1 protein-coding gene is annotated in these 3,980 nt (G+C 69.2%); it reads left to right on the top strand.

The genetic code is table 11. The annotated features are described in order from the left end of the window. Positions 1–3,980: beta-ketoacyl synthase N-terminal-like domain-containing protein (locus tag AB0883_RS30665; protein ID WP_366644753.1), on the top strand; the 3,980-nt coding region annotated here is incomplete at both ends.

Genomic DNA, 3,980 nt, shown 5'->3' with positions numbered 1-3,980 from the left:
TGTGAGGAATTCGTCCAGGCGTACACGGAGTTGGGTGCCCGACGCATCGCGGTGGACTACGCCTCACATTCGCCGCAGGTACAGGCGATCCAGGACCGGTTGCACACAGATCTGGCCGGCCTGCAACCGGACAGTGGGCGGGTGCCGTTCTACTCGACCCTGCAAGCGGCGCAGGTCGACACCGCCAGCCTCGACGGTGACTACTGGTACCGCAACCTGCGACACACGGTCCGGTTCGCCGACGTGATCCACACCCTGACCGAGGCCGGCCACCAGACGTTCGTGGAAGTCAGCCCACACCCGGTACTGACCATGGCGGTAGAGCAAGCCGGCGAGCACCTGGTGGTGACCGGCACCCTACGCCGTGACGACGGCGGACGGGACCGCTGGCTACGCTCGATGGCCACCCTCCACGTCGCCGGCATCAACATCGACTGGACCCCGACCTTTGCCGGTGACCTGCCCCGACGCGTGCCGCTGCCAACATACCCGTTCCAGCGCCAGCGCCACTGGCTCCCGGACACGCTGGCCGAGCTCCCTGGCCGCAGTATCGCCCCGATCGACCAGTCCCAGGACGCGGTCGAGCGGCATGACATCGAGGCCAGCGCGGCCGCGCTCGACCTTGCCGAGACCGAACGCTCCGCCCTCGGATCGTCGACGCCGTCGCAGTCGGGCTGGCTGCGGAGGCAACACCGCGACGCCGAGTTCGATGCACTGCGGTGCCACGTGACCTGGGAACCGGTGGGTCTTGTGGCGACGCTGCCTCTGACCGGCCAATGGCTTGTGGTTGTGCCCGCCGGGCATCCGGACAACGGGACGGTCACCCAGGTCGTTGAAGCGTTGTCCGAGAGCGGCGCCGAGACCGCCCTGATCTGGGTTGATCCGGCACGACCGGACAACCCACTCGGCGGCCGGCCCGCTGCGGCCGGTGTGGTGTCCTTTTTGTCGCCCGACGATTTCACTGGAATGAGGCCCGACGCACCGCTTGGCGCGCTGTCTGGTGAGACGTCTGCGAGTGCACCAGTGTGGTACGTAACCTTAGGCGCGGTCGCCGTCGAGCCGACCGAGCGGATCCGGGATCTGCCGCAGGCGCGTCACTGGGACCGGCCGTCGAAGCCAGGCGACCAGGGCGGGTGGGTCGACCTGCCCAGGGCGTGGGACGCCGCCACGGGCCGACGGCTGGCAGCCATCTTCGCCGGTCAGTACGGCGAGGATCGGCTTGCTCTGCGGGCCACTGGTGTTTTCGCGCGCCGAGTGACGCCGGCGCCGGTCAGCCTCGGGACGCAGCGGCGCCTGTGGCGACCGACAGGCACCGTGCTCCTGGCTGGCGCCGGCGGTGGGTTGGCCGCCGCACTCACCCGGTGGCTGCAGGCCGGCGGCGCCCGCGTGGTTCGGGGTATGGACCTGCCCTTGGATCTGGCCGTCACGGCCATTGTGTGCCTGCCGGACCCAGCCGGCGATCCGGACGCCGATGCGGTACGCCGCCTACATGAGCAGAGCGCCGATCGCGAGCTGTCCGCGTTCGTGGTCGTGTTCCGGGCTGGTGCTCTGCTCGGCCTGGAGCCAGACCCGGCTCACCGCGAGTACGGCGCGTACGTCGATGCACTGGTCAGGCGACGCCGAGCAGACGGCTTGCCTGGTACCGCCGTGGGATGGCACGACGGCGACGCCCCGGCGATCGAGGGCTTGCGCCCAACCGAACCCGAGCGGCTCGTGGAAGCGATGGTCCAGGCGGTCGAACATGACGACCCAAGCGTGATCATCGTCGACCTTACCCGCGACCTGCGAACCACCATTATGGATGGTCCGCGCCCTAACAGGCAGGGACCATCGAGGCGGGCCCGCCCTGGTGAAGCCGGTGTGAGAATCGAGCCGGCAGCGGGTGAGGGCGAGTGGCACCTACTTGACCTGATCCGTACCCATGCGGCCGCAGTGCTTGGTCATGCCGGGCCGCAGGATGTCGACGCTGACCGGAGCTTTAGAGAGCAGGGCTTCGACTCATACGCCACCATCGAAATGTGTGACCGACTCACCGCGGTGACAGGGCTGCGGCTGCCGACCACCCTGCTATTTAACTACCCCACGCCCGTGGCGCTGCTGGGATACCTGCAGCAGCGGTTGGACGGGGTGTCTGAGCCGGCAACTGGACCGGTCGCCGCAGCCGCAGTCACTGTGCTCGACGAGCCGGTTGCGATTGTGGGGATGGGGTGTCGGTATCCGGGTGGGGTTGGTGACCCGGACGGGTTCTGGCAGTTGCTGGTCGACGGTGTTGACGCGGTGGGTGAGTTCCCCGCGGATCGGGGTTGGGACCTGACGGCGCTGGACGGCTCCGGCCGTCAGCGGTCGGGGACCCGGTACGGAACATTCCTTTCCGGGGCCGGGATGTTCGACGCGGGGTTCTTCGGGATCAGTCCGCGGGAGGCTGTGGCGATGGATCCGCAGCAGCGGCTGTTGTTGGAGGTTTCCTGGGAGGCGTTGGAGCGGGCCGGGATCGACCCGTCCGGGCTACGCGGGTCGGACACCGGCGTGTATGTGGGCCTCATGTACCACGACTACGCCATGCAGTTGGCGGCGAGCCCGGCCGAGACCGAGGGACACGCGCTGACCGGGACCAGCGGAAGTGTGGCGTCGGGGCGGGTGGCGTACACCTTGGGCCTGGAGGGTCCGGCGGTGTCGGTGGACACGGCGTGTTCGTCGTCGTTGGTGGCGGTGCATCTGGCGGCGCAGGCGTTGCGGTCGGGTGAGTGTTCGATGGCCCTGGCCGGTGGCGTGACGGTGATGGCCACTCCGGGAGCGTTCGTGGAGTTTTCCCGGCAGGGCGGGTTGGCCGCCGACGGGCGGTGTAAACCGTTCGCGGATGCGGCTGACGGTACGGGTTGGGGTGAGGGTGTCGGGATTGTGGTGTTGGAGCGGTTGTCGGATGCCCGCCGGCGGGGACATCAGGTGTTGGCGGTGCTGCGGGGCAGCGCGGTCAACCAGGACGGTGCCTCCAACGGGTTGAGTGCCCCGAACGGACTGTCGCAGCAGCGGGTGATCCGTCAGGCCCTGGCCAACGCGCGGCTGACGCCGGGCGACGTGGACGTGGTCGAGGCGCACGGCACCGGCACCACGCTGGGTGACCCGATCGAGGCGCAGGCGTTGATCGCTGCTTACGGCCAGGACCGGCCCGCGGACCAGCCGTTGCGGTTGGGGTCGGTGAAGTCGAACATCGGCCACACCCAGGCAGCCGCGGGCGTCGCCGGAATCATCAAGATGGTCTTGGCGATGCGGCACGGGTTGATGCCCAAGACGCTGCACGTGGACACCCCGTCATCGCATGTGGACTGGTCGGCCGGGTCGGTGCGACTGCTGACCGAGGCCGCACCATGGCTGCGCAACGGCCGGCCACGACGGGCCGGGGTGTCGTCGTTCGGGATCAGCGGCACCAACGCCCACCTCATCCTGGAGGAGGCCGAATCGTTTGAGCCGCGGCAGGGCACACCGGCCGGCCCGGCGGGCTCGGGCCAGGAGCCGCCGGCGGCCCCGCCGCCGGCCGACGGGGTGGTGCCGTGGGTGCTGTCGGCTAAGACCGAGGTGGCGTTGCGGGCGCAGGCCCGGCGGTTGGCGGGGTTCGTGGCCGATCGACCTGAGGTGGAGCCGGTCGTGGTGGGGCGGGCGTTGGTGGACAGCCGGGCGACGGGGTTCACCCATCGGGGTGTGGTGCTTGGCCAGGATCGGTCGGTGTTGCTGGGTGGGCTGCAGGCGCTGGCTGCGGGTGTGCAGGCACCGGGGGTGGTTACCGGGATCGTCGGGTCTGGTCGGCTGGCGGTGGTGTTTTCCGGCCAGGGTAGTCAGCGGCTCGGGATGGGCCAGGGCCTGTATGAGGCGTATCCGGTATTCGCTGAAGCGTTCGATCAGGTCTGCGCATATTTCGACCAGCATCTTGAGCGGCCGTTGCGGGAGGTGGTCGCGGGTGAGTCGCAGCTGCTGGACCAGACGAT

The sequence above is a fragment of the Micromonospora sp. NPDC047812 genome (genome assembly GCF_040704175.1).
Taxonomy (GTDB): domain Bacteria; phylum Actinomycetota; class Actinomycetes; order Mycobacteriales; family Micromonosporaceae; genus Micromonospora.
Note: the sequence above shows the minus strand (reverse complement) of the source record. Positions and strands in the feature narration are given on the sequence as shown.